This window comes from Aestuariirhabdus haliotis, from assembly GCF_023509475.1.
GTDB lineage: Bacteria > Pseudomonadota > Gammaproteobacteria > Pseudomonadales > Aestuariirhabdaceae > Aestuariirhabdus > Aestuariirhabdus haliotis.
Genome location: NZ_JAKSDZ010000001.1, coordinates 187186 through 211411 on the forward strand (window position 1 = coordinate 187186; position 24226 = coordinate 211411).

21 protein-coding genes and 1 tRNA gene are annotated in these 24226 nt (G+C 51.5%); 3 read left to right on the top strand and 19 right to left on the bottom strand.

Annotated elements, in window-relative coordinates; translation table 11 throughout:
- Positions 1–84: 84 nt before the first annotated feature.
- Positions 85–158, bottom strand: a tRNA-Gly gene (locus MIB40_RS00970).
- Positions 159–369: 211 nt separating this feature from the next.
- On the opposite strand from MIB40_RS00970, the gene MIB40_RS00975 reads away from it, so the two are divergent.
- Positions 370–2016 carry a methyl-accepting chemotaxis protein gene (locus MIB40_RS00975; RefSeq protein ID WP_249689776.1) on the top strand — a complete coding sequence of 549 codons (1647 nt, stop codon included), beginning with the start codon at positions 370–372 and terminating at the stop codon, positions 2014–2016.
- Complete coding sequence (locus MIB40_RS00980; protein WP_249689777.1) at positions 2009–2377, top strand: TraR/DksA family transcriptional regulator; 369 nt, start codon at positions 2009–2011, stop codon at positions 2375–2377. The genes MIB40_RS00975 and MIB40_RS00980 overlap by 8 nt, the downstream gene beginning before the upstream one ends.
- A gap of 16 nt (positions 2378–2393) precedes the next feature.
- Here MIB40_RS00980 and MIB40_RS00985 read toward each other — a convergent pair whose 3' ends face one another.
- Together MIB40_RS00985 and MIB40_RS00990 are read right to left on the bottom strand one after the other, a co-directional pair.
- Positions 2394–3911 (bottom strand): CoA-acylating methylmalonate-semialdehyde dehydrogenase, encoded by a 1518-nt coding sequence (locus MIB40_RS00985; protein ID WP_249689779.1) that lies wholly within the window; start codon positions 3909–3911, stop codon positions 2394–2396.
- Positions 3912–3988: 77 nt separating this feature from the next.
- On the bottom strand, positions 3989–5305 hold the full coding sequence (locus MIB40_RS00990; protein WP_249689781.1) for an aspartate aminotransferase family protein: 1317 nt from the start codon (positions 5303–5305) through the stop codon (positions 3989–3991).
- Positions 5306–5582: 277 nt separating this feature from the next.
- Between MIB40_RS00990 and MIB40_RS00995 the strand changes: the two genes are divergently transcribed.
- Positions 5583–7079 (top strand): aldehyde dehydrogenase, encoded by a 1497-nt coding sequence (locus MIB40_RS00995; protein WP_249689783.1) that lies wholly within the window; start codon positions 5583–5585, stop codon positions 7077–7079.
- 79 nt (positions 7080–7158) lie between these two features.
- On the opposite strand, the gene MIB40_RS01000 is transcribed toward MIB40_RS00995, so the two are convergent.
- The 16 genes from MIB40_RS01000 to MIB40_RS01075 all read right to left on the bottom strand — a co-directional run bounded on the left by MIB40_RS01000 (position 7159) and on the right by MIB40_RS01075 (position 24209).
- A complete protein-coding gene (locus tag MIB40_RS01000) occupies positions 7159–9384 on the bottom strand; it encodes a YgiQ family radical SAM protein (protein ID WP_249689785.1) in 2226 nt (741 codons plus the stop codon).
- Positions 9385–9775: 391 nt separating this feature from the next.
- Positions 9776–10366, bottom strand: a complete 591-nt coding sequence (locus tag MIB40_RS01005) for a deoxycytidylate deaminase (RefSeq protein ID WP_249689787.1) — start codon at positions 10364–10366, stop codon at positions 9776–9778.
- A gap of 76 nt (positions 10367–10442) precedes the next feature.
- On the bottom strand, positions 10443–11210 hold the full coding sequence (locus MIB40_RS01010; protein ID WP_249689789.1) for a class II aldolase/adducin family protein: 768 nt from the start codon (positions 11208–11210) through the stop codon (positions 10443–10445).
- 45 nt (positions 11211–11255) lie between these two features.
- On the bottom strand, positions 11256–12302 hold the full coding sequence (locus tag MIB40_RS19690) for an alpha/beta hydrolase (protein ID WP_249689791.1): 1047 nt from the start codon (positions 12300–12302) through the stop codon (positions 11256–11258).
- A gap of 257 nt (positions 12303–12559) precedes the next feature.
- Entirely contained in the window at positions 12560–14392 is a 1833-nt protein-coding gene (gene glmS, locus MIB40_RS01020) for a glutamine--fructose-6-phosphate transaminase (isomerizing) (RefSeq protein ID WP_249689793.1), read from the bottom strand.
- Positions 14393–14426: 34 nt separating this feature from the next.
- Positions 14427–15803, bottom strand: a complete 1377-nt coding sequence (glmU, locus tag MIB40_RS01025; protein WP_249689795.1) for a bifunctional UDP-N-acetylglucosamine diphosphorylase/glucosamine-1-phosphate N-acetyltransferase GlmU — start codon at positions 15801–15803, stop codon at positions 14427–14429.
- Between the two features lie 102 nt (positions 15804–15905).
- On the bottom strand, positions 15906–16331 hold the full coding sequence (locus tag MIB40_RS01030; protein ID WP_249689797.1) for a F0F1 ATP synthase subunit epsilon: 426 nt from the start codon (positions 16329–16331) through the stop codon (positions 15906–15908).
- A 62-nt stretch (positions 16332–16393) separates the two neighbouring features.
- Entirely contained in the window at positions 16394–17791 is a 1398-nt protein-coding gene (gene atpD, locus MIB40_RS01035) for a F0F1 ATP synthase subunit beta (protein ID WP_249689799.1), read from the bottom strand.
- 40 nt (positions 17792–17831) lie between these two features.
- Positions 17832–18692: a F0F1 ATP synthase subunit gamma gene (gene atpG / locus MIB40_RS01040; protein WP_249689801.1), complete on the bottom strand. Its 861-nt coding sequence runs from the start codon at positions 18690–18692 to the stop codon at positions 17832–17834.
- Between the two features lie 79 nt (positions 18693–18771).
- Positions 18772–20316: a F0F1 ATP synthase subunit alpha gene (atpA, locus tag MIB40_RS01045; RefSeq protein ID WP_249689803.1), complete on the bottom strand. Its 1545-nt coding sequence runs from the start codon at positions 20314–20316 to the stop codon at positions 18772–18774.
- Between the two features lie 26 nt (positions 20317–20342).
- Complete coding sequence (locus MIB40_RS01050; RefSeq protein WP_249689805.1) at positions 20343–20879, bottom strand: F0F1 ATP synthase subunit delta; 537 nt, start codon at positions 20877–20879, stop codon at positions 20343–20345.
- A 12-nt stretch (positions 20880–20891) separates the two neighbouring features.
- Positions 20892–21362 (bottom strand): F0F1 ATP synthase subunit B, encoded by a 471-nt coding sequence (locus MIB40_RS01055; protein ID WP_249689808.1) that lies wholly within the window; start codon positions 21360–21362, stop codon positions 20892–20894.
- A gap of 43 nt (positions 21363–21405) precedes the next feature.
- On the bottom strand, positions 21406–21645 hold the full coding sequence (atpE, locus tag MIB40_RS01060) for a F0F1 ATP synthase subunit C (RefSeq protein WP_319941606.1): 240 nt from the start codon (positions 21643–21645) through the stop codon (positions 21406–21408).
- A 44-nt stretch (positions 21646–21689) separates the two neighbouring features.
- Positions 21690–22619: a F0F1 ATP synthase subunit A gene (atpB, locus tag MIB40_RS01065; RefSeq protein WP_249689810.1), complete on the bottom strand. Its 930-nt coding sequence runs from the start codon at positions 22617–22619 to the stop codon at positions 21690–21692.
- A gap of 18 nt (positions 22620–22637) precedes the next feature.
- On the bottom strand, positions 22638–23030 hold the full coding sequence (locus tag MIB40_RS01070) for an ATP synthase subunit I (protein ID WP_249689812.1): 393 nt from the start codon (positions 23028–23030) through the stop codon (positions 22638–22640).
- A 306-nt stretch (positions 23031–23336) separates the two neighbouring features.
- The gene (locus MIB40_RS01075; protein WP_249689813.1) at positions 23337–24209 is read right to left on the bottom strand and encodes a ParB/RepB/Spo0J family partition protein; all 873 of its coding nucleotides are present in this window, start codon (positions 24207–24209) and stop codon (positions 23337–23339) included.
- Positions 24210–24226: the final 17 nt, after the last annotated feature.

A 24226-nucleotide genomic window follows, 5' to 3' on the forward strand; every position in this document is an offset into this window, starting at 1 on the left:
GCCGAGCGGTCGGAATGAAAACCACCCGAAAGTTGCGCGTTTACTTTTAACGGGCTATCCAGAGGCCAGTTCAACCGCAAAAAATGGAGCGGGTAAGGGGAATCGAACCCCCGTAGTCAGCTTGGGAAGCTGAAGTTCTACCATTGAACTACACCCGCACAGTCAGTCCACAGACACTCCCCTTCATCTACCAGTTCATTCATTAAACATGCCGCCGTTTGATCAGGCAAGCCAGCCACTGTAGCAAAGACGATGGTAGGGTTGTTATCAGACTTAAATAATATCTATGATGGGCCGATAGCTATCAAACATAAATAACAAGACGGCAGAAATCTTGTCCGCTGACAGCTAACGCGACAAAGGCTCATCATGAACAATCTTGATTTTTCACGCTTGCTGATTCCCATTCTTGCCGGCATAGGCTCGGCTCTTCTGATCGGGCTGGCTCTCAACGCCCTGCTACCCGATTACATGGCTCTGTTTGTCGCCTCCCTGACGGCCATTGTCGTCTCCCTGACCCTGGCATCCCGTTCCCTGTCAAAACCCACCGAAGCGGTGCTGCAATATACCCTCGACAGTTTGCACGGTAACGAGGGGCAAGCGCCGCAAGGGTCAGAGCAACATGACATCATTGCCGCCCTTTCGGACTTGAGCAGTCGCTTACAAGCGCTGGAATCCCGCAGCAGTCAGATCGCCATCGCCGCCGCCGAAGTCTCGCATCAATCCGACAGCATTACCTCCAAGGTACATGCGGAGGTCAGCGATGTTGAAGGCATCGCCGAGGCCGCGAGCCGTATTCAGGAAAATGCCAATCAGGTCAATCAGTCGGCTGATGAGGCCGCCCAGCTCGGTCAGGAAACCCTGCACGCCAGCGAAGCCGGCAAACAGGCCATCGACAGCGCCACCCAGCAAATGCGCGAAACCAGCGAAAAAGCACAGGAAACGTCGAGTTTTGTCGCCAGCCTGGAAACCAAGTCAAACCAGATTCAGCAGATCACCAGCGTCATCAGTGGCATTGCCGAACAAACCAATTTACTCGCCCTAAACGCCGCTATTGAAGCCGCACGCGCCGGAGAACAGGGTCGTGGTTTTGCCGTGGTGGCTGATGAAGTCCGCAACCTGGCTCAGAAAACCACCGCCGCCACCGACGAAATCGGGGTTATGATTTCAGGTATCAGTGGCGATATCCAAAAGGCCGTGGAGACTATGAGCACCCTGGGTGAGGCAATTTCCCAGTCGGAGAACAAAAACCAGGCCGTTGCCGATCAGCTCGGTAATATTCACGATCTTGTCGGTAATATGCAACAACAAGCGGCTAACATCTCTGATGGTGCTGCCGCCAACAAGGGTGAAGTCGATGGTATTGGGGTCGCTATTGAGTCGGTTCGCAGCCATTTGCACCACACCGAGCAGAGTGTCGAACAGGTGTCAGACCGCGCTTTGCAAGTATCCGATGTAGCTGAGGAAATTCACTCAAGCCTGATGGAGTTGGGGGTGCAATCCCTGCACAGTGATGTACGGGCCGAAGCCGAAGCCGCCGCAAGTGCAATCGTTGAACGCTTCGAACGAGACATCGCCAGCGGTGACATCACCCTGGAAGATCTCTTTGATCGGGATTACCAGCCGGTCAAGGACACCAATCCGCAAAAATTCACCACCCGCTTTGATAGCTACACCGACCGGGTTCTGCCCCCCATCCAGGAACCCATACTGGATCGCAGCAAAGAACTGGCGTATGCCGGCGCCACCGATGACAAAGGTTATTTCGGTACTCATAACAAGCGCTACTCCAAGCCGCTGACCGGTGACTATGAAAAGGATTTGCTGAACAGCCGCACCAAACGCGTATTCGGTGATCGCACCGGGCAACGCTGCGCCAAAAATACCACCCCCTGTCTGCTACAAACCTACAAGCGTGATACCGGCGAAGTGATGCACGACCTGTCCGTGCCTATTTACCTGAAGGGCCGCCACTGGGGGTGCTTCCGCATCGGTTATCGAGCCAACGATGAGTAACACCACCGCTCCCCTCACGCCAGCGCAGGAGCAGCAACTGAAACAGGCGTTACTGGAACAACGGGATGAGCTGCTAACCCTGCTCAAGCAAGGGCAGGAAAGCAGCGCCGTGGTTGAGCTGGATCAGCAAGCCTTTGGTCGTGTTTCGCGTCAGGACGCCTTGCTGCAGCAAAACATGGCCAAGGCCACCAACCAGCAGGCCGAAAACCGTTTGCGCCAGGTTACCCAGGCGCTGGCCCGGGTCGAGAGCGGTGACTTTGGCTACTGCCTGCAATGCGACCGAGCCATTGGCTTCCCGCGCCTCGAAGTCCGCCCCGAAACGCCCCTCTGCCTTAACTGCCAAAGCAGTAGCGAAAACTAGAAAGGCGTCATTTCAACTATTTCATCGTCGGCATCACAAACTCGGCGCCTTTCTCGGCCACCCCCTCAGCGCTGGTTCGAATCCCGGTCGGCCAGCGAGAAGTCACCGCTTTCTTGCGGGTATAAAACCGTACGCCGTCGGTGCCATGCATATGCAAAGGACCGAACAATGAGCGTTTCCAGCCACCGAAACTGTGAAAGGCCATGGGCACCGGAATCGGTACATTGACCCCAACCATGCCGACCTGAATCTCATGGGTAAACTGGCGAGCAGCATCGCCGTCGCGGGTAAAAATTGCCGTACCATTGCCGTATTCGTGATCATTAATAATACGTACCGCCGTGGCGTAATCCGGTACCCGCACCACCACCAAGACCGGACCAAAGATCTCCTCCTGGTAGATGGTCATATCGGTCGTGACCTCATCAAACAGGCAGCCGCCGATAAAGTAGCCCTGTTCGGCGCCTTCAACCTGCAAAGTGCGTCCGTCGACCAGCAGTTTGGCCCCCTGCTCGACACCACTATCGACATAGGCGGTGACCTTGGCCAGATGCTCCCGGCTGACCAGTGGCCCCATCTCCATCTCCGGGTTCATGCCATCGCCAACCTTGAGCGCCTGCACTCGAGGAATCAATTTATCGATCAGGGCATCACCGACATCACCCACGGCAACCGCGACAGAGATCGCCATACAACGCTCCCCCGCCGAACCATAGGCCGCGCCCATCAAAGCATTAACCGCTTGATCCAGGTCGGCATCGGGCATCACCACCATATGGTTTTTAGCCCCACCCAAAGCCTGCACCCGCTTGCCATGAGCGCTGGCCGTCGAATAGATGTATTCGGCAATCGGGGTCGAACCGACAAAGCTCACAGCCTCAATATCATCGTTGGTTAGCAACACATCCACCGCTTCCTTGTCGCCATTGACGATATTGAACACTCCATCGGGCAAGCCAGCCTGACGCAACAATTCCGCCAAAAACAGCGGTGCGCTAGGGTCTTTCTCCGAGGGTTTGAGCACAAAGCAGTTGCCACAGGCCAGGGCCACCGGGAACATCCACATCGGCACCATTGCGGGGAAATTAAACGGGGTAATTCCGGCCACAACCCCCAGCGGCTGGTTCAACGACCAGGCATCGACGGCTGTACCTACCGATTCGGTATGCTCACCCTTTAACAGGTGGGGAATGCCGCAGGCAAATTCGACCACCTCCAGCCCACGAATCACCTCCCCCTTGGCATCACTGTGAACCTTGCCGTGTTCACGAGTAATCAACTCCGCCAGGTGATCGATATTGTCTTCAATCAGTTGCTTGAATTTAAACAGAATGCGGGCCCGGGTCAGGGGTGTTTTGGCAGCCCAGGCGGGAAACGCCGCCTTGGCATTGGCGATCACCGCTTGGGTTTCAGCCACACTGGACAGGGCAACCGCTGCGGTGGCCTCTCCACTGGCCGGATTAAAGACAGTTTGCGTGCGCTCGCCCGCTACCGTGGACTGACCACCCACGTAATTACTGATAACAGTCGTCATCGAATCTCACCTGTTTATGCTATGGATACCCGTACCGAACGGTACGGGCTTATGCTCGTATGCGTATTGAATCGCAGCTAAGCCACCTCGCGGATCGCCTCACCAAGCGTCTCGACAATACGGTCTATCTGCTCTTTTTCGATAATCAGTGGCGGTGACAGGGCGATAATATCACCGGTAGCGCGTACCAGTACGCCTTTTTCAAAGCAGCGCAGGAACACCTCATAGCCGCGCTTACCCACCCCATCAGGCGAAGGCGCCAGTTCAATACCCGCCACCAGCCCCAGATTACGAATATCGATGATATTTTCCGTACCCTTGAGGCTATGAATCGACTCCTGCCAATAGGGTTCGAGCTCCAGTGTGCGATCAAACAGCTTGTCCTGCTCGTAGATATCCAAGGTCGCCAGACCAGCTGCCGCCGCCACCGGATGACCCGAATAGGTGTAGCCATGAAACAGTTCGATCATGCCTTCGGGGCCATCCATAAAGGTATTGTAGATTTCGTCACTGACAAACACCGCGCCCATGGGCACCGACCCGTTGGTTAAGCCCTTGGCGGTGGTGATGATATCGGGGGTCACGCCAAAACGCTCCGCCGCGAAAGCTTTACCGATACGCCCGTAACCACTGATTACTTCATCAAAGACCAACAGAATGCCGTGGCGAGTACAAATCTCACGCAGCCGCTGCAGATACCCCTTGGGCGGCAGAATCACCCCGGCCGAGCCCGCAAAGGGTTCAACAATGACCGCGGCAATGGTCGAGGCATCGTGCAGGGCGACGATATTTTCCAATTCGTCCGCCAGCTCCGCACCCTGCTCGGGCAAGCCCTGGGTAAAGGCGTTGGCCTTGATGTTCAGGGTATGGGGAAGATGGTCTACGCCATTCAGCAGAGTGCCAAAAAACTTTCGGTTGTTGACCAGGCCACCAACCGAAATACCGCCAAAACCAACCCCGTGGTAGCCTTTTTCACGGCCAATCAAGCGTTGACGAGTACCCTGCCCCCGCGCCCGGTGGTAGGCGATGGCGATTTTTAACGCCGTATCCACCGACTCGGAGCCCGAGTTAGTAAAAAAGACTCGATTCAAGCCATCAGGGCTATGTTGAACCAATCGTTCCGCCAACTCGAAAGCCAGCGGATGCCCCATCTGAAAGGGGGGCGCGTAATCAAGTTGGGCAATCTGGCGAGATACCGCCTCGATAATCGGTTGACGGCTGTGTCCGGCATTGCAACACCACAGGCCTGCGGTACCATCAAGAATCTCTCGTCCCTCGTCGGTCTTGTAATACATGCCTTTGGCTTCGGCAAGGAGACGGGGAGCGGCCTTAAACTGACGATTCGCCGTAAATGGCATCCAAAATGCGTCAAGATTATTAGTTTTATCGTTCATTATTCGCATCTTCCTGTCGGTGAAATCTATCCTTAATTGATATTTATAAGCTCTAAGAGGCTTAATCTTGAACTTATACTATGTCAAATAAAACAAACAGTGAAGCTAGGGAAAGCAAAGTTTACTGGGCTATACGGATGTTTTGTTGAATATTTTGAAATATCAAGCATCGATGATATGGTTTTTCCACCCTCTTCGGGCAGACAACCTCAGTCTGTTTGCCTTGAGACAATAACAGCACAATCGGGTACCCAAGCGTACATTCCAGGAGAGCATCATGACCGAACAAAGAACACTGGCCTATTGGCAACAACTCGCCACCACAATAGAGATAGAGGGCCGTGCCTTTATCGGTGGCAGCTATGTGGATGCTCGTTCCCAGGAGACCTTCGACTGTATTAGCCCTATTGATAGTCGCCTGCTCAGCAAAGTTGCCTCTTGTGACAGTGCCGATGCCGATAACGCCGTGGCGAATGCCCGCGAGGCTTTCAACAGCGGCAGCTGGTCGCAAATGGCGCCGGCAAATCGTAAGCGCATTTTGATTCGTTTCGCCGACCTGATTTTGGAACATCAGCACGAACTGGCTATTCTGGAAACTCTGGATATGGGCAAACCCATTTCCGATTCCCTGACCGTCGATATTAGCGGTGCCGCCAACAGCATCCGCTGGAACGGTGAGGCGATAGACAAGGTCTACGATGAACTGGCGCCAACGGCCCCTGACCAGATCGGAATGGTGACCCGTGAACCGGTGGGAGTTGTGGCCGCCATCGTGCCCTGGAATTTCCCGTTATTGATGGCCTGCTGGAAGCTGGGTCCGGCGCTGGCAACCGGTAACAGTGTCGTGCTCAAACCTTCCGAAAAATCGCCACTGACTGCCCTTCGCATTGCCCAATTGGCGCTCGACGCCGGTATACCCTCCGGGGTCCTAAATGTGGTTCCAGGTTTTGGCCACACCATCGGTAAAGCCCTGGCCCTGCACAATGAAGTCGACAGTCTGGTATTTACCGGCTCGACTCGCACCGCCAAGCAGCTAATGATCTATGCCGGCGAATCCAATATGAAACGCGTGTGGCTGGAAGCTGGCGGGAAAAGCCCCAATATAGTGTTTGCCGACGCACCGGATCTACGGGCTGCCGCCAGTGCTGCGGCTTCGGCCATCTGTTTTAATCAGGGCGAGGTCTGCACCGCCGGGTCACGCTTACTGGTTGAAGAGAGTATTCGGGAGGAGTTTATCCTGATGGTGGCAGAAGAGATGAGCCACTGGAAGCCCGGAAACCCCCTGGACCCGGATACCAATGTCGGCGCCGTGGTGGACCAAACCCAACTCAATACGGTGCTGGAGTATATAGAGTCTGGCAAAGAAGCAGGCGCCGAGCTACGAATGGGAGGCGATCAACTGCATAAGGATTCTGGCGGCTTCTACGTGGCTCCCACTATCTTTAATGGCGTCAGCAATGAGATGCGTATCGCCCGCGAAGAGATCTTCGGACCCGTGCTTTCCTGCATCGGCTTCGACAGTGCCGAGCAGGCCATTCAGATTGCCAACGACACCGACTACGGCCTGGCCGCCGCCGTGTGGACAGCCGATCTGAGCAAGGCCCATCGAACCGCCAAAGCGTTGCGTGCTGGATCGGTGTGGGTGAATCAGTACGATGGCGGTGATATGACCGCGCCGTTTGGTGGCTTTAAACAATCTGGCAATGGCCGGGATAAATCCTTGCATGCCTTCGACAAATACACCGAGCTCAAAGCCACCTGGATCGCCATCTAACCTGACCCAAACCACTGCATAAGCCCGATCCCCAGGATCGGGCTTTCTGCTTCAGGCCCGGCTATAGAGCCAATGCTTGCTAGGACTGCTGGCGAGGTTTTGACTTGCCCTTGCTGCGAACCTTGCTTTTGGGTTTGGGCTTGCGCCCCGAACGCGGAGCGGCAAACTTGGGCAATCCGGTGTGCTGGGTAGCAAACCGCTTGCCGCCCTGACCACGGCGCCCTTCGTTGGCCCGGTGATCGGCAGGCTGTTCTGCGGGTACCAGCTGGTGTTTGCCATTGCCAATCAGATCCGCTCGCCCCATCGCCTTCAGGGAATCACGAATCATCGGCCAACCATCCGGGTCATGATAGCGCAGGTAAGCCTTGTGCAATTTACGCTGCTTGACGGTGCGCGGTGTTTCCACTATTTCGGTTTTGTAACCCACCTTTTTCAACGGGTTGCGCTGGGAATGGTACATCGCAGTCGCCGTTGCCATGGGTGACGGGTAAAAGGTTTGCACCTGATCGGCACGGAAATCGTTGTTCTTCAGCCAAAGCGCCAGATTCATCATATCTTCATCCCGCGTACCGGGATGGGCCGCGATAAAGTAGGGAATCAGATACTGTTTTTTCCCGGCTTCGGCCGAAATGGCTTCAAACATCTCCTTGAAGCGATCGTACGTGCCCATACCCGGCTTCATCATTTTATTCAGCACACCGTCCTCGGTGTGCTCTGGGGCAATCTTGAGATAGCCGCCAACATGATGGGTAACCAGTTCGCGAATGTATTCCGGATCCTCCACCGCCAGGTCATAACGCAGGCCCGAGGCGATGGAGATCTTCTTGATGCCCGGCAACGCACGAGCGCGTCGATACAAAGCCGTGGTGTGCTTATGGTCCGTACCAAGATTTTTACAGATCGTCGGGAAAACACAGGAAAGTCGTCGACAACTGGCTTCAATCTCCCGACTTTTGCAGGCCAGGCGGTACATATTGGCGGTTGGCCCCCCCAGGTCGGAAACCGCTCCGGTAAACCCGGGCACCTCATCGCGCATGATCTCCAGTTCGCGAATGATCGAGTCTTCCGAGCGATTCTGGATAATGCGACCCTCGTGCTCGGTAATCGAGCAGAAAGTACAGCCACCAAAACAGCCCCGCATGATATTGACCGAGAAACGGATCATCTCGTAGGCGGAAATTTTGGCCCCACCATATTTGGGATGAGGTACCCGCTTGTAGGGTTGCTCAAACACCGTATCGAGTTCGTTGGTTTCTAGCGGAATGGGCGGCGGATTAACCCAGAGATCTTTATTGCCATGGGACTGCACCATCGCACGGGCATTATAGGGATTGGTTTCCTTGTGCAGAATGCGCGAAGCATGAGCGTACAACACCGGATCATTACGGACACGCTCAAAAGCTGGCAGGCGAATATACTCTTTGGGCGCCGTTTGTTTTGTATCGACGGGAAGCTTGATTACCTGCAGATCGGGCTCTTTAATCGGCTCTTCGGGCGCGTCTTCGTTAGCCTGCCCGGGAGTATCCATTCCCTGTTCTTCCAGGGTCAAATAAGGATTCAGTTTGGGGGCTACCTTACCCAGTTTATCGACTCGAGTGGAGTCAATCTCAAGCCAGCCTTCGGGCAATTCTTTTCTCTGGAAGGCGGTACCGCGAACATCCTGAATCTGGTCAATGCTGTCCCCGGCGGCCAGGCGATGAGCAATCTCGACAATCGCCCGCTCTCCGTTGCCGTAGACAATCATATCCGCGGTCGCGTCCACCACCACCGAGCGCCTTACTTTATCTTCCCAGTAGTCGTAATGAGCGATTCGACGCAGGCTGGCTTCGATGCCTCCCAAAACAATGGGGATCTCTTTATAGGCCTCCTTGCAGCGCTGGGAATAGACCACCGCCGCCCGGTCCGGACGCTTACCCGCTAGCCCGCCAGGTGTGTAGGCATCATCGGAACGCAGACGCCGGTCGGCGGTATAACGGTTGATCATGGAATCCATATTGCCGGCGGTGACACCAAAAAACAGATTGGGTGCCCCGAGTCGCATAAAGTCGTCTTTGCTGCTCCAGTCCGGCTGGTCGATGATACCCACCCGAAAGCCCTGCGCCTCCAGGGTTCTACCGATCACCGCCATACCAAAACTGGGGTGATCGACATAGGCGTCACCAGTAACGACAATGATGTCACAGGCTTCCCAACCCAGCTCATCCATCTCTTCTCGTGTAGTCGGTAGAAACGTAGCGACGCCAAAACATTCCGCCCAGTATTTGCGGTAGGAGAATAGGTCTTTGGCTTGAGTAGAGAGAGACATGCTGAACACCAAAAAAATGGGCGCGTAGTATAACGGAAAATGCTGGATAAAAAATAATCAGGCCGTTATTTAAAACAACCCTTTTATCACGTCTTGTGGCATTTCCTGATTTTTCGATGGAGGGGAAATTTTACGAAAACGCACTACCTTTCTTTGTTGGGCACCGAAGTGAAGCCACAAAACACATTTCTATTCACAGCTTTCGGCACAGGTTATACACAGGCTAGTTAAAAAACCGTCGTTTCACTCTAGAATAATGTGGTGAAATAGACGATATCATCCGCAAAAGGGCTTGGTATTTAGGGGTTTATTTTCGAAGTTGATGTACCAACAACATACCCACTGCTCGCTAACAATTTACCATCAACTTATACATTAGTTATCAACAAACTTATCCCTGCAGCCATTCACTCACCTTACGTGAAATCCATTCGGGATCGGGCGTCTGGTTATCATCCGCCATAAGGTTACCTTCACCCGCCAACACTTCCTGTTGATAAGCCTCGGTCGCCAGGCGAATCAATGCTTGCTCGGCCGGGTTACGCTTAAGCGGCAAGTGTTCAACGGCAATCCCCACCTCTGCCAGTATCTCGATGGAATCCCGTAGCCGGTAATCTTCCGCGTAATAGATGCGCTTCACACCGCCAAGATTGATCAAACGTTTGGCGCACATGCGGCAAGGCAGATGGGTCACGAAGACAAACTTTTCATAGTGGCGAGGGGTATCGCAGTTAATCACCGCATTTTCCTCGGAATGCAGACAACCACAGGAGCCAGGAATGTCACTGTCACACTTGTTGTGCAACCCGGAGGCATTACCGTTATAACCCACCGCAAACACCTTGCGGTAATCGGTACTGGTAATAACCGTACCGACATTGAGTCGGTGGCACGAAGAACGTTCGGCAATCTGGAAAGCAAAGCCCATATACACATCCGCAAAACTGGGGCGTTCTTTCTTACCTTGGGGCGCCTGACTCACAAATACTCTCCTGTGTTAAACACTTGCTGGGCGTTATTGTACTGTCGCCAATGAGCTAAACCCAGACTCGGATCAACTATTGCCTATAAGGTGCCCCAAGACGATCCAATTTGCGCAATAATCCTGGCCAAGCCAAACCACCTCCGACCGAATTAGTGACCTGATCAACCGCCGCTTTCATACCTGAAATAATGGGTTCCGGGACTCTAGTCAATTCTGTGCCGCCGGCTTGTGCCAATAACTGCACCTCACAGGCCCGTTGCAGGATATACATCGAGAGGAAAGCATCGGCAATCGTGTTGGCACAGGTTAACAGGCCATGATTGCGTAAAATCATAAAGTTAGTCGAACCCAAATCCTTAACTAGCCTGGCTTTTTCATCATCACGCAGCGCCAGTCCTTCATAGTCGTGGTAACTCAACCCGGATAACGGAAACAACGACTGTTGCGAGATAGGTAATAATCCCTGCTTCTGGGCAGAAACAGCCACCCCTTCTTTTGTATGCAGATGTAACACGCAATGAGCATCACTGCGCGCCTCATGGATCGCGCTATGGATCGTGAAACCAGCCGGGTTAATATCGTATTCGGAAGGCATGACCTTGTTTGCCGATAAATCGATTTTTACCAGGCTGCTAGCGGTTATTTCATCAAACATCATGCCGTATGGGTTGATCAAAAAGTGTTGATCAGGCCCTGGAACCTTGGCCGATATATGAGTAAATATCAGATCATCCCAGCCATATTCTGCCACCAGATTGTAGCAGGCGGCCAGATTGACCCTGGTTTCCCACTCACTTGTTGTTACCTGCTGCTTCACCCTATTGGTGGATTGCTGCGTCATGAAATAGTCCTGTTGTTATTGTGTTGTATTTCATTTTTGAAAACTCTAATAAATAAACAAACGCCGATTAATCAATTCAAACAGCTCTGTGTTAGACAATACACCTACATGGCTTTCCCTGATGCCTAGCTGTTGATTGACCTGCTTCTGTATTGGGTACGATAACTGGCTGGCCAGAGTCACACTGCCATCATTGGCTTCTGTATTCATTACACCTGTAGACTGGTAGCTGAACACCAGCGTATGGGGCACTCGAATCCGCTTTTCTATTGAATTAATACGTTGTAAAAATTCACTACCCGGCGACATATCTTTCCAGACTTTAGGTGATGACATTTTGGCGCCGGTTGCAGCCGCCTCATGCCCCAACCAAGGTGTAGACACCGTTATGTATTCACCGAGTAGAGGACATCGCTGACTTTCTTGGCAGCGCTGCAGCCACCGTCGTGTAATCAGTCCGCCCATGCTGTGGGCAATCACATGAACACGTTCAAACTCATATCGATGCTGCAAAATATTCATTGCATTTTCGATTCCTGAAGACAACTGCTCCAGAGGAAACCCTGATGGATATGCCAACAGCAGTACCTGAAACCTTTGACGATCGATATGACTGATAATGTGCTTGAATTGAGCGGGATATCCACTCATACCATGCACCATAAAGATGACCTGCTTGTCGCCATCGTAGGGCTGCAAAAAATAGTAACCCATTTTTCCTGTTTGCAAACTGGTTAGCGGCTCAAACAATCCAGCCTTGCCAATTTTCTCTCCAATAATAGGGTCATCGATATCCACTATTGCACCTAGCTTAACCGGGATTAAGTCGAGATAGGCTCTCAGGTTAGCAGGCAGAATAGGTCCTACTTCTTGCGGCTGTAAAACCAGCAATCTATTTTCATTAAGCTCAAATTCATTTCGTTCGACGAAACTGTAGGGCTCCCCTTCTTGCCAATCAAGATCCCCATTCAAATCAGAAAACGCAACGACGTGTACTGTTGTCTTGGGAAATACTGTTGAAATATGGCCGGGTCTACTGATGATTCGAAGGCTGTGAGAAACCTTTTCCTCTGGATGATAAAAGACAATCACAATAGGGCTTTCGGGCGCCGAGGGTGAAACCAGGTCAAACTCAGCCGTAAAGACCGATTCATTAAACAGGTTTAGTTCGCTCTCCATTTTCATAATAGAGCAGCCCTGCATGATCCCGACAAGGGATGTCAGCAGAAAAATTTTACACATTAATAAAATCTTCAGGCTTCGTACTGCAGTTATCCTTAAGCTGATAACTCCTACTCCCATATGATGTTCTCTACTGCTCACATCCTGAGTGTCGACACACTTTTAAACTACTCAACAGTGACCGACTTTGCCAGGTTTCTTGGCTGATCAACATCGGTGCCCTTAATAATTGCAACGTAGTAAGACAGTAATTGCAGAGGAATGGTATAAACAATGGGAGCAATCACATCGGCAACCCGATTGAGCGTTATCACCTCGACATTGTCGCCTTGCATCAACCGGGCATCGCTGTCTGCAAACACATACAACAGTCCGCCTCGTGCCCTGACCTCCTCCATATTGGATTTGAGTTTTTCGAGCAATTCATTATTTGGCGCTACCACGACCACTGGCATATTGTTATCAATTAACGCCAGTGGACCGTGTTTCAATTCGCCCGCCGCGTAGGCTTCAGCATGGATATAGCTGATCTCTTTTAGCTTGAGAGCCCCTTCCATGGCAATTGGATATTGGCTTCCTCGCCCTAAAAATAAACTGTGGTGCTTATCAGAAAATGCCTCAGCCATTGCTTCAATCGGTTTGCTCAGTGATAGTGACGATTCAATAACGCTGGGCAATAGGCGTAATGATTTTACTATATCGGCTTCTTGTTCATTAGCCATGCCATTGTGTCGGCCAATCGCGGCAACCAACATCAATAACGAAACCAGCTGAGTGGTAAACGCCTTGGTTGATGCAACCCCAATTTCGGCCCCGGCTCTAGTCATAAACGCCAGGTCGGATTCACGTACCAACGAGGATCCTGGTACATTACACAGCGTAAGCGATGCCATGTAACCGGATTCTTTGGCCAGACGAAGCGCAGCCAGTGTGTCGGCCGTCTCCCCGGACTGAGAGATTGTCACCAATAAACTATTGGCAGGAACAAAGCTTTTCCTGTATCTGAATTCGGAGGCAATCTCAACATTACATTGAATTCCGGCTATCTCTTCAAACCAATAACGTGCAACCATGCCAGCGTGATAGCTTGTGCCACAGGCTATAATTTGAACATTCCTCACCTTTGAAAATATTTCTTCGGCTTTTTCGCCAAAAGAATCGATCAATACCTGCTTATCACCTAACCGCCCTTCCAGAGTATTTCTTACCGAGTCTGGCTGCTCATGAATTTCCTTAAGCATATAATGCCGATACTGGCCTTTGTCGCCCGCATCATGGTCAAGATCACTCTCAATAATTTTTCTTGTTACTTTTTTGCCAGTGCGATCATAGATATCGATTCGATTTCGTCTTAACTCGCACACATCACCTTCTTCTAAAAATTGAAAGCGTCTTGTCACAGGCAGTAAGGCAAGCTGATCTGATGCCAGAAAATTTTCACCAATACCCAAGCCGACTACCAGTGGACTACCGGATCGGGCGGCAACCAATTTTGATGGATCTCTTCGATCCATGACCACTGTTCCGTAGGCTCCTTCAAGCTGATTTACGGCAGCTAATACAGCGGATAAAAGGTCCTTGTTTTTTGTTAGTTCGTGATGAATCAAATGAGCCATCACTTCTGTGTCAGTTTCTGATAAAAACTCATACCCTTTAGCTGTTAATTCATCGCGTAAGGTTTCGTGGTTTTCGATAATTCCGTTATGAACTATAGCCAGGTCATCAGAGGAAACATGAGGATGTGCGTTTCTTTCACTGGGCTCACCATGGGTTGCCCATCGGGTATGCGCAATTCCGGTTCCTCCCGCCAAGGGTTGTAATGAGAGTGCGTCATCAAGCTCTGCGACCTTTCCAAGTCTACGTACGCGCTGCAGGTTGCTTTGGTTATCGACAACTGCCATACCAGCAGAATCATAGCCTCGGTATTCGAGCCGCTTTAATCCTTCCAAAAGAATATCGGCTACATCCCTCTGGGCAACGGCCCCGACAATTCCACACATAGAAGCTTTCCTTTAATCCTGACTGTTAGGTTGCTTAATCTGTTTTTACAGGTCTCTGCCAACCACTGATATTTTTTTGACGACCGCGGGCAACGGCCAACTCACCATCCGCAACCGATTTTGTAACGGTGGACCCTGCACCTGTTGTCGCATTTTCGCCAATGCTCACTGGAGCTACCAAAGAGGTGTTCGAGCCAATAAACGCACCATCTTTGATCTCTGTTTTGAATTTGTTGACGCCATCATAGTTACAGGTAATGGTTCCCGCGCCAACATTGACCCCGGTGCCCAGCTCCGCATCCCCGACATAGCTCAGGTGATTAATTTTACTACCTTCGCCCACCTTGGTTTTTTTTGTTTCTACAAAATTACCGATTTTGGCTTTTTCTTCAAGCTCTGTTCCTGGACGTAACCGTGCATAAGGGCCTACCTCACAATCATTACCAACTATTGCCTGCTCCAAAACAGTATTGGCTTTAATAACCGATCCCTCACCAATTGTGGAATCGCTGATTACACAATTAGGTCCAATACTGGCACCTTCACCAATCTCTACCTTGCCCGTAAATACTGTGTTCACATCGATCAGAACATCATTACCTATGCTTAAGGTTCCTCGAACATCGATTCTGGATGGATCCATTAAGGTCGCACCTTCAGCCATCAAACGATCGGCTTGTTGCCTTTGATACCAGCGCTCCAGTGACGCCAATTGCATGCGGTTGTTCACGCCCTGCACCTCTTGCTCGACTTCAGCATTGCAAGGAGCCACACGGCCACCTTCTTTAACGGCCATTGCTACGATATCGGTCAGGTAAAACTCGCCCTGTGCATTATTAGAATCCAGAGCAGGTAGCCATCGTCCTAGATTTTCACCGGTGCTGGCCAGAATGCCAGTATTGACTTCCGCTACTTTAAGCTCAACTTCGCTGGCATCTTTATGCTCGACGATCGATGTAACATCACCGTTATCGCTGCGAATAATGCGGCCATATCCTGTTGGGTCATCGAGGGTTACCGTCAGCAGAGACAGTGGCGCTGCATCCAATGCGCCGACCAATTCTATCAGGGTAGTCGCCAAGGTCAGGGGAACATCGCCATAAAGTACCAACACCCGATCCGCGCCTTTGATATTGGGTAAGGCCTGGGCAACGGCATGCCCGGTTCCTTTTTGTTCGAGCTGATCTACCCAGGAAACCGGTAACTCTTGTAACGCTGATTTCACCTGTTCACCGCCATGACCAACAACAACATGAATATTGCCACCACCAAAGTGGTCGGCGCATTCCTGGGCCCGCTCGATCACATGTTGCACCATCGGCTTACCGGCAATACGGTGTAACACCTTGGGTAAAGAGGACTTCATTCGGCTGCCCTGGCCAGCGGCCAAAATTACAATATCAACGCGCATGCACTCAACCTGTTTAATAGAAGTGAACGAATAAAGAGTGTAACCCAAATAAAAAAAGGGCAGTCCGCAGACTGCCCTTTATTGTAAACCACTCAGGTTCCGCTATTTACTTACTTTATCACGGATCTGTCTGAGGGTTCTCAGCTGCGCACTGGCTTCCGCCAGCTGTGCCGCCGCACGGGAATAATCCAGCTCGGAGCTCTGATTAGCCAATGCGTCTTCGGCATCCTTTTTGGCTTGTTCGGCAGCCGCTTCACTCATGTCGTCAGCGCGCAGAGCCGTGTCAGCCAGCACCTTGACATTGTTAGGCTGTACTTCCAGAAAACCACCAGAGATGTAGTAAATCTCCTCTTCCCCATTCTGCTTGGTAATGCGAATAGGGCCGGGCTTCAAGCCAGTGATCAGGGGCGCGTGGCCAGGCTTAACACCCAGTTCGCCTTCGCTACCGTAGGCAATGACCGTCTCTACCAGTCCGGAGAAGATCGCCTTTTCAGCGCTGACGATGTCACAATGAACTGTGATTGCCATCGTTATATGCCTCTTGTCGTGAATTCAGTGGCGGCGACCACCAAGGTGGTCGCCTGCACAACTTATACCTTCTTGGCTTTCTCGATAGCCTCGTCGATAGAGCCTACCATGTAGAACGCCTGCTCAGGCAGATCATCGTAGTCACCCGCCAACAAGCCTTTAAAGCCAGCGATGGTGTCTTTCAGAGAAACGTACTTACCTGGAGATCCGGTAAATACCTCGGCCACGAAGAACGGCTGGGAAAGGAAACGCTCAATCTTACGCGCACGGGCTACGGTCAGTTTGTCTTCTTCAGACAGTTCGTCCATACCCAAAATCGCGATGATATCTTTCAGTTCCTTGTAACGCTGCAGAGTTCCCTGAACGCCACGAGCCACATCATAGTGCTCCTGTCCGATAACCAGAGGATCCAGCTGACGTGAAGTAGAATCGAGAGGATCGATCGCAGGGTAGATACCCTTAGCGGCGATATCACGACTCAGTACTACGGTCGCATCAAGGTGGGAGAAAGTGGTCGCTGGAGACGGGTCGGTCAAGTCATCCGCCGGTACGTATACCGCCTGAATAGAGGTGATAGAACCGGTTTTGGTGGAGGTAATACGCTCCTGCAGGCGCCCCATCTCTTCTGCCAGTGTAGGCTGATAACCTACCGCAGAAGGCATACGACCCAACAGAGCTGATACTTCGGTACCCGCCAGGGTGTAGCGATAGATGTTGTCGACGAACAGGAGGACGTCTTTACCTTCGTCACGGAATTTTTCTGCCATGGTCAAACCGGTCAGGGCAACACGCAGACGGTTTCCTGGAGGCTCATTCATCTGGCCGTAAACCATCGCAACCTTGGACTCTTCAGGTTTTTCCAGGTTTACAACACCCGCTTCCTGCATCTCGTGGTAGAAGTCGTTACCCTCACGAGTACGCTCACCAACACCGGCGAAAACTGACAAACCGGAGTGTTTCAGGGCGATGTTGTTGATCAGCTCCATCATGTTGACGGTCTTACCAACACCGGCACCACCAAACAGACCAACCTTACCACCCTTGGCGAAAGGGCAAACCAGATCGATTACCTTGATACCGGTTTCCAGCAGATCCGAAGATGCTGATTGCTCGGCATAGGTCGGAGCTTCGCGGTGAATGGAAGCACGGTCTTTTTCACCGATCTCGCCACGCTCGTCAATAGGGTTACCCAACACGTCCATGATGCGACCCAAAGTCTCGATACCAACCGGTACCTTGATAGGCTCTTTGGTGTTGGCAACATTCAAACCGCGGCTCAGACCTTCGGTCGAGCCCATGGCAATTGAACGCACGATGCCATCGCCCAGCTGCTGCTGAACTTCCAGGGTCGTTTCTTTCCCTTCGACACTCAAGGCATCAAATACCTTGGGTACACTGTCGCGAGGGAATTCCACGTCGATCACGGCACCGATGATCTGTACAATACGTCCGCTACTCATAAGTAGGATCCTCTATAAATACTCATTGGTCATCGGTGCCTTAAACGGCAGCCGCGCCACTTACTATCTCTGAAATTTCTTGGGTAATCGCAGCCTGACGAGCTTTGTTGTAAACCAACTGCAGTTCATCAATCAGCTCGCCCGCGTTATCGGTTGCACTCTTCATTGCCACCATTCGCGCAGCTTGCTCACAAGCACCGTTTTCAACAACTGCCTGATACACCTGTGATTCGATATAGCGAACCAGCAAACCATCCAGCAGTTCTTTTGCATCGGGCTCATAAATGTAATCCCAATGGTGCTTCAACGATTCATCTTCAGCTGCGGGTAAAGGTAGCAACTGCTCATCAACCGGGCGTTGGGTCATGGTGTTAACAAAATCGTTGTACACCAGGAACAGGCGATCAATCTTGCCTTCATCGTAGGCATCCAGCATCACCTTAACCGCACCAATCAAATCTGCAATATTGGGTTGATCACCCAGATCGCTGATCGCAGCTACAACATTGCCACCAAAGTGGCGGAAAAACGCCCCAGCTTTTTTACCCACGACGCAGATATCTACGTCTACTTTCTGTTCAGACCAGGATTGCATCGACTTGATCGCATGCTTGAACATATTGATGTTCAAGCCGCCGCACAAGCCACGATCGGTTGATACGATAATGTATCCAACGCGTTTCACATCGCGCTCATCCATGTAGGCATGCTGGTACTCAGGTGATGAGTTTGCAACATGACCAACCACTTCACGAATACGCTTGGCGTAAGGGCGGCTGGCTTCCATACGATTTTGAGCTTTACGCATTTTACTCGCAGCCACCATTTCCATGGCACTGGTAATCTTCTGCGTATTTTTGATGCTACCAATCTGTGTACGTATCTCTTTTCCGACTGCCATATCTCACCTTTCTGGTTTGCTGGCACTACCCTTGGGTAGTACGGAAAAGCCAGTCGCTAAGCGGCTGGCCTTTCTCTTGTTACCAGGTTTGAGTTGACTTGAACTTCTCAAGCATCTCTTTCAAGGTGCCCTCGATCTCATCGTCATAGCCGCCAGTCTCTGAAACCTTCGCCATCAACTCAGCGTATTCGCTGTTGGCGTAAGAGATCAGGGCTGATTCGAAATCCAGAACTTTATTCAGCTCAACGTCTTTCAGGTAACCTTTCTCAGCGGAGTACAGGCTGACAGCCATCTCGGCGATGTTCATCGGCGAGTACTGCTTCTGCTTCATCAGCTCGGTTACACGCTCACCATGCTCAAGCTGGGCACGGGTTGCTTCGTCCAGATCAGACGCGAACTGAGCGAATGCCGCCAGCTCTCGGTACTGAGACAGTGCGGTACGAATACCACCACTGAGCTTCTTGATAACCTTGGTCTGGGCTGCGCCACCTACACGGGATACGGAGATACCCGGGTTAATAGCAGGACGGATACCGGAGTTGAACAGATCGGTTTCCAGGAAGATCTGACCATCGGTGATCGAGATTACGTTGGTTGGTACGAAAGCAGATACGTCACCAGCCTGGGTCTCGATAATAGGTAGAGCAGTCAAAGATCCGGTCTTGCCTTTCACTTCACCGTTAGTGAACTGTTCTACGTAGTCCGCATTAACGCGAGCAGCACGCTCAAGCAAACGGGAGTGGAGGTAGAAAACGTCACCAGGATAAGCTTCACGACCCGGAGGACGTTTCAGCAGCAAGGAGATCTGACGATAAGCCCAAGCCTGCTTGGTCAGGTCATCATAAATGATCAGGGCATCTTCGCCACGGTCACGGAAGTATTCACCCATGGAGCAACCCGCGAAAGGTGCCAGGAACTGCAGAGCAGCGGAGTCGGCAGCGCCCGCGTTGACCACGATAGTGTGATCCATTGCGCCATGCTCTTCCAGCTTGCGTACGACGTTGGCAATCGAAGACTGCTTTTGGCCGATGGCAACGTAGACACATTTAATGCCTGTGCCTTTCTGGTTGATGATGGTATCAATCGCTACCGCGGACTTACCTACCTGACGGTCACCGATGATCAGCTCACGCTGGCCACGGCCGATTGGAATCATGGCGTCAACCGCTTTCAAACCGGTTTGAACTGGCTCATCAACTGACTGACGGGCGATAACACCCGGTGCTACTTTCTCTACCGGTGCGGTCAGTTCTGTACCCAGAGCGCCTTTACCGTCAATGGGGTTACCCAGAGTATCGACGACACGGCCCAACAGTTGAGGACCAACCGGTACTTCAAGAATACGACCGGTGCAGCGAGCAGTGCCGCCCTCAACCAGTGATTCGTAGCTACCCAAAATTACGGCGCCAACGGAGTCGCGCTCGAGGTTCATGGCCATACCGTAAAGGCCGCCATCAAACTCGATCATCTCACCGTACATTACATCTGCCAGGCCGTGAATCCGAACGATACCGTCGGATACGCTGACAATGGTGCCCTCATTACGGGCTTCTGAAGAAACGTCGAGCTTGTCGATACGCTTCTTGATAATTTCGCTGATCTCAGCGGGATTTAGTTGCTGCATGCGTTTATCCTCAAATCCTAATTTAATTAGGAGTTAATCGCCTCGGCCAGTTTCGAGATTTTGCTGCGAACAGAAGCATCGATAACCAGATCGGCTGCGCGAATGACCACACCACCCAATAACTGCGGGTTAGTTTCGCTGCTCAGGTTTACCTTGCGATCCAGCTTTTTACTCAATGCCTGTACCAGTGCGTCCTGTTGCTTTTTGCTCATATCGAAAGCAGTCTCGACTTCAACATCGACCTGCTTTCCTTGCTGAGCCTTGTAGTATTCGAATAAATTCAATACTTCGGGCAACAACACCAGACGGTTATTTTCAGCCATTACTGTGAAGAAGTTTTTCGCCCCTTCATTCAGCTTGCTCTCGCAGACATCCGCAAAAGCCTGGGCCTTCTGTTCACGACTCAGTGCCGGATGATCCAGGAATAACTTCATGGATTCATCCTGTGCCACCGCAGCACCAAACTCGAGCATGCCGGCCCAAAGGTCCAGCTCACCAGATGCCTGGGCTGCCTCGAACGCTGCTTTAGCGTATGGCCTGGCTACTGTGGTTAACTCTGCCATGATTAGCCTCTATCAAAGTTCTTTAGCGAGTTTGTCGAGCATCTCACTGTGAGCATTCTCGTCGATAGAGGTCTGCAGAATCTTCTCAGCACCGGCAACAGCAATCGCTGCTACTTCCGCACGAAGCGCTTCCTTGACACGATTCTTCTCCTGCTCAATCTCAGACTGTGCAGCAGCAAGCAATCGCTCACCCTCTAAACGGGCCTGTTCTTTGGCCTCATCAATGATCTGGCTAGAGCGTTTGTTTGCCTGGTCGATCAGTTCAGCAGCTTGCTGCTTGGCTTCCCGCATCTCCTGACCGGCTTTTTTCTGGGCCAGGTCGAGATCTCGCGAAGCGCGCTCAGCAGCACTCAGACCATCAGCAATAGACTTTTGACGCTCGTCCATTGCCGCCAGAATGGGCGGCCAAACATACTTCATTACCAGGTAAACGAATACGCCAAACGCAATCATCTGGCCGATAAACGTTAAATTAAAGTTCACACCGCTTCTCCGTTAAATTGGAATTGATGTCGTGGTGTTAAATTTATCCAGCCAATACGAACAGGATGTACATACCCAGACCAACACCGATCATAGGAACGGCGTCAACCAGACCCATAACGATGAAGAATTGAGTACGCAGCATTGGGATCAGTTCTGGCTGGCGTGCACCACCTTCCAGGAACTTGGAACCCAGGATACCTACACCAATTGCCGCACCTACAGCGCCCAGACCCATCAGGATGCCACTTGCGATTACCAACAGAGCAGTTGCTTCAGTCACTGTTTTTCTCCAGATTTACTAAGGTTAGTTATTAAAAAAACGCTTTAGTGATCTTCACCCGTGTCATAAGCCATGCTCATGTACACGATGGTCAAAACCATAAAGATAAATGCCTGCAAAGAGATGATCAGAACGTGGAACAGCGCCCATACCAACTGGAGCCCTCCACCCAGAACTCCCACCAGGAATCCTCCACTGTACATCAGAGCGATCAGAATAAAGATCATCTCTCCAGCGTACATATTGCCGAACAGTCGCAAGCCAAGAGAAACCGGCTTGGCCAACAGATCGACCAGCTCCAGAACAAAGTTCACTGGAACAAATAAGGCTTGTACTACCATGTTTTTGCTGCTGAAAGGGTGTAAACACAAGCCTCCCAGAAAACCACCGACGCCCTTCTCCTTGAAGCTGTAGAACAGCATCAGACCGAACACACACATCGCCATCGCCATGGTGATATTGGGGTCGGTGGAAGGTACGATTTTAAAGAATACATGGTGCGGATCTGCACCGAATACGGAAACCCCGATAATCTTTGCCAGTTCAGGGATCAGGTCTATAGCCACCAGGTCCATGAGGTTCATAAAGAACACCCAGACCAAGATCGTCAGCGACATTGGCGCAACCAGGCGATTGCTGTAGGGAAACATGCTGCTGACGTTGCTTTGAACAAACTCAACAATCATCTCTACAAAATTCTGTGTTCCAGTAGGAATGCCGGCAGTGGCCTTTTTGGCAACACTCCGAAAAATCCAGTAAAAAACAGCGCCCAACAGGATAGAGATTCCCATGGTGTCCAGGTTAAGAGCCATAAACCCCATGGCGCCCGCTTCCTGACCTGAGGCCGCAAACGTCCAAAGGGGTTCGGAAAGCACGCTACCATCGGCTCGCTCATAACCGGCAGGAAGCTGACCATAAGTAAGGTTGGTGAGGTGGTGTTGAATATACGACGATGAGGTAATTTCAGTAGCCATACCAAGTTCTCAAAAATGTTAACTGTCGTTCAATCGCCCGTTCAGCAGGGGCGAGAGACTATTAATCATCAACACGACAAAGAAGGTTACGAACAGCGCCGGTGCATTGAGGGGGCTAACAAAAACAAAAACCGCCGCAAATAATAATGCTGTCAAACCAAACTTTATCGCTTCACCAACATACATCGAGTTGGCGATTTTTCTGGCCGATCCCACCTTAATCGCAAAAAAGGCCTTATAAATCAGGAGCGCATTAGGGAGCATAAACACAAGCCCACCCAATAGCGCAGAATACGCTGCTTCGAAACTTATCAGGGAACATACCAGACCGATCGATAAGGTTGCTATTGCCTGCAACGCGATCAGTCGATACAGCGGCGATCGACTATTGTGAGAAGCGGGTCCATTCACGTCAGCTCACATTCACCCTGTTACCCCCCGAAATCTCTGAACCTAGGTATATACCCCACCCAGGTTGAAAGCGTGCTGATTATAGGGGGAATACCCCCCTCATTCAATAGCCAGCAGGCCGTGTATAAGTAATTACCGAAGGGGGCTTACGGCCCCACCTTACCACTGAATTTTCAGGGTTAAGGGGGGGTCTTTCTAGGGAGCAATAACAATATCTAGTGGCCACCGAACACCCAAATACAAAATAGGCTATTTTGAATCAGTGGTGGCCAATGGGCAGCTCACACACAAAACTACCGTATTAGACTATTTGATATGAGCCAGGATGCCATCGAGCTCATCGAGAGTGTTGTATTGAATCACCAATTTGCCCTTGCCTTTGGCGCTATGATCAATACGCACCGAGGCCCCAAGACGTTCTCCCAATGAATCCTGCAGGTTACGAATATCGGGGTTAACTGCCTCGGGCTGGGTCGATGGTGAGGCTGGCTGCTGCAGCTTACGAATCAACGCCTCGGTCTGACGCACCGATAATGACCGAGCGACCACCGAACGTGCCGCCTCCATCTGCAAGTCATCTTCCAGGGTTAACATGGCCCTGGCATGGCCCATTTCCAGATCACCATGCTCAAGCATGGTACGGACTTCGGCGTTCAGTCCGATCAACCTCAGTAAATTGGTTACCGTAGTACGGGATTTGCCAACCGCATCGGCCACCTGTTGCTGGGTTAACTCGAATTCGTCCTGTAAGCGTTGCAAAGCCATGGCTTCTTCGATCGGATTCAGGTCTTCACGTTGAATATTCTCAATCAACGCCATGGCGATAGCAGCTTCGTCGGGAACTTCGCGCACAATGGCTGGAATCCGATCCAGTCCCGCTTTCTGGGTCGCTCGCCAGCGACGTTCACCGGCGATAATTTCATAACGGTCGATGTCGATAGGGCGCACAACGATGGGCTGCATAACCCCCTGCACCTTGATCGAGTTTGCCAGCTCTTCCAGGGCTTCCGGGTGCATATCACGGCGCGGCTGATACTTGCCGCGCTGAATAAATTCAACCGGTATCTCGGTCAGTTTACCGTCGGTGACGGACTGGTTACCATCGCTGGCATCGGGTAATGCGCTGCCAGACAATAACGCATCAAGACCGCGCCCCAATCCTCGTTTCTTTGCTGCCATAACGTCCCTGATTACCC